Below are 2,212 nucleotides of genomic sequence, written 5' to 3'. Positions count from 1 at the left end.
AACGGTGGTGGTATGAGGTCGTGGCGGTCAGACGAGAGTCTGAGTGTCCGACCGAAACTGAGGTTGGGACGAGATTCGACTTGTCGAATCCGCACAAACCCAGCCATGCCTTATACCACGTGTTATGGGCAGTTATTTTTTTCCATTTCTGTCCTAATAATTTCATTTTGTTCTAATCCTTGAAAGTGGTTTAAAGCTTCCATTAAAAAATTATGTTTGTCTGTCATTTCAATTTTAAGATTTTCAGGGGTTGCTTTATAAAACCAAGTATCAAGAGAAACCTGACGCATATAGCGAGGCACACTTTCATTGCCCGTAATTAATTTAAAATAATGCAATTGGATATCGTCCGATTTTTTATTTGACACCATCATTTTTGTCGTTAAGGAGTAGTTCCCCATATATACGAAATCGTTAGAATCCACCGTCACGATATTCTCTTTAACCAATTCTTTTGAAAAGAAGGTCGTCAATTCAGTCAGTCCATAAATAGGGAGTATTTTTTTCTTTCCGATAGCAACAATCGCATATTTGCCAGGATTGATGTCAGTTAAATAAATTTGATTGTCCATTTGAAAGTTTGATTGTATAACACTATCAACTTTAAGGTTATTTGTGTCCTCCTGTAATTTTATAAAATAGATTCTATCTGCATTCTCAGCCGGTCCTTTTGGAGCTTTAAAATCTACTGTCAGTCCTATAACCGAATTTGATTGTCCGTATAAAACAGGTGTATTAAAAACAGTCATTAATGTCAATGAATAAATTAGATTAAAAAGTAATTTATGATTTATCATTATTTAAAATCTTAGTATTCGGTTCAGTATTTTATAATTGCCCATAACGGTCACTTGTATGTGGTCGGGCGGGATTTCGAAAAGAAATCCTGTCAGACCCGCAGGAAAGTGGGCGCAAGGTCTGACTTGTCAGACCGCTAAAACCCCCGCCTGCCATATACAATTTGTTGGCAGCTGGTTTTTATTCTAAACAATTTTCCAATCGAATTTCATTATTTCTTTCAATTTCAGTTTCTTCAATTGAATCTTTTTCAATTATCTCTGTATTTAATTTAATTTTTAATTCTCCTTTTTTATTGAAGTCTTTTGCAACAAATTCATACTCAAGTAATATTTCTTGTGTGCCTTCTATATTGGGTCTTAAACAAATTTTATCTGTCATAATTCTGTCTGTTTGTACTAAAACTTGCTCTAAGGGCTCAAAAACACAATCATTGGAATCTCTATACATCAATGTGTTATAGGAATATTTAATTGAGTCCAAAAATTTCCTTTGTTTTCTTACTATATCAACATCAATATTATCGGCAGGAAAATTTATGTACATTTTAAAATTCTCAATTTGAATATTTCCAATATTCTCAATAATTAATGCAAAAACACAGGAGCTTTTATTAAATGTTTCACCATTTATGAAATATCTTACTGGTTCAGGCTCAAAAAGTAGTTTTAATCTCGTTTCACGATTTTGGTCAACCGAATATTGAGGTAGTCCAAAACCAAAGCTGCTTTGTTCTTTTTTAATTGTGCGATATTTGACATGATTTTTAATTAAAATTGGGGTAAACTCTAACTCATTTTCTCCATTGTCAAAGGTTACATTAATATCGTATTTTGTTTTATAACCTATATTATTTACATACCAATCATGGGTTCTTTTATTTTCGTCAATTAAATCAACGATGTCTTCCCAAGAAAAAAGATGAATTTCGAATCCTCCATTTTTTCGAGAATTTTCGTCTTTCAATCTTATATACTCTTCAATTTTTGCATCCTTATTTGCGGTTGTCGCAAAATAGAACTTCTTTAATTTTGGTTTGAACTTCTTGGCTTTTTCTATTTCTTCGTCAACTTCATTTTCTTTCAACTCTGAATTTGTATAATCATCTTTCCCTTTGCACTGAATGCCGTAATATTCAGTTTCCCATTGAGGAGTTCCGTAAACATCAACTCCATGTTGAGCTTGTCCTGTTCTACCATTTTTTTTAATCTCTGGACAATTCCATATTTCTCCCCAAAGAATTTTGCATAGACTTTCAAAGTCTTGCCAATTTTCTGGTTTTCGAAGTTGCTTTTTCATCTTTTTTTAAACTTGCTGCCAACGGTTGGTGTAAGTTGCGGAGCGGATTTCGGTGAGCGTCAGCGTCCGGTAGGACGTGACGTTCATGCGAGAATCCGCGGCTCGAAAACCACCG

Annotated in this window: 2 protein-coding genes; both read right to left on the bottom strand. The window is 34.0% G+C overall.

Translation table 11 applies throughout. The features are described 5' to 3' along the window. Positions 1-122: 122 nt before the first annotated feature. Positions 123-797: a hypothetical protein gene (locus K5G00_RS29145; RefSeq protein WP_238770097.1), complete on the bottom strand. Its 675-nt coding sequence runs from the start codon at positions 795-797 to the stop codon at positions 123-125. Between the two features lie 181 nt (positions 798-978). Continuing rightward, positions 979-2,097, bottom strand: coding sequence for a hypothetical protein (locus K5G00_RS29140; RefSeq protein ID WP_238770095.1), 1,119 nt, complete (start codon positions 2,095-2,097; stop codon positions 979-981). Positions 2,098-2,212 lie beyond the last annotated feature (115 nt).

Origin of the sequence: Maribellus maritimus (assembly GCF_022267315.1) — a bacterium.
GTDB classification, from domain to species: Bacteria; Bacteroidota; Bacteroidia; order Bacteroidales; family Prolixibacteraceae; genus Draconibacterium; species Draconibacterium maritimum.
The sequence above is the reverse complement of the archived record's forward strand: the minus strand, read 5'-3'. Positions and strand labels throughout refer to the sequence as shown.

Excerpts from the sequence above, each read along its gene's own strand:
- K5G00_RS29145 (WP_238770097.1), bottom strand. The coding sequence starts at position 797 with ATGATAAATCATAAATTACTTTTTAATCTAATTTATTCATTGACATTA.
- K5G00_RS29140 (WP_238770095.1), bottom strand. The coding sequence starts at position 2,097 with ATGAAAAAGCAACTTCGAAAACCAGAAAATTGGCAAGACTTTGAAAGT.